The organism is Pseudomonas sp. WS 5071 (assembly GCF_012985765.1).
Classification (GTDB): Bacteria; Pseudomonadota; Gammaproteobacteria; order Pseudomonadales; family Pseudomonadaceae; genus Aquipseudomonas; species Aquipseudomonas lundensis_A.
Genome location: NZ_JAAQWY010000097.1, coordinates 1 through 561 on the forward strand (window position 1 = coordinate 1; position 561 = coordinate 561).

Consider the following 561-nt stretch of genomic DNA (forward strand, 5'->3'; position numbering starts at 1 on the left):
CATGCCTACAAAAAAGCAACGGTCGAACGGCCTGACATTCCAAATACACTGAATCGTAAATTCGATGTTCCCGAGCCAAACAAGGTTTGGTGCGGTGACATCACCTACATCTGGGCGCAAGGGAAATGGCACTACCTGGCCGTGGTTATTGATCTCTATGCTCGCCGGATAGTGGGCTGGGCGTTATCAGGAAACCCGGATGCTGACTTGGTCACCAAAGCACTGGATATAGCCTATGAGCAACGCGGGAAGCCTCAAGGGCTGCTGTTTCATTCGGATCAGGGATCGCAATATGGAAGTCGCCACTTCCGTCAGCGTCTGTGGCGGTACCGCATCAGCCAGAGCATGAGTCGCCGGGGCAATTGCTACGACAACTCGCCTATGGAACGTGTATTTCGCAGCTTGAAAACCGAGTGGATACCTTCAGTGGGTTATATGTCGGTTCAGCAGGCGCAACGGGACATCAGCCATTATTTGATGCATCGCTACAACTGGATACGGCCTCATACATTCAATGGCGGGCTCACGCCCGCCCAGGCCGAGAAAAACTTAACGCAGTGT

The 561-nt window shown here is 52.9% G+C and carries 1 protein-coding gene; it reads left to right on the plus strand.

The annotated features are described in order from the left end of the window. On the plus strand, positions 1–561 hold a 561-nt coding region (locus HBN61_RS22385; RefSeq protein WP_170047936.1), incomplete at both ends, for an IS3 family transposase.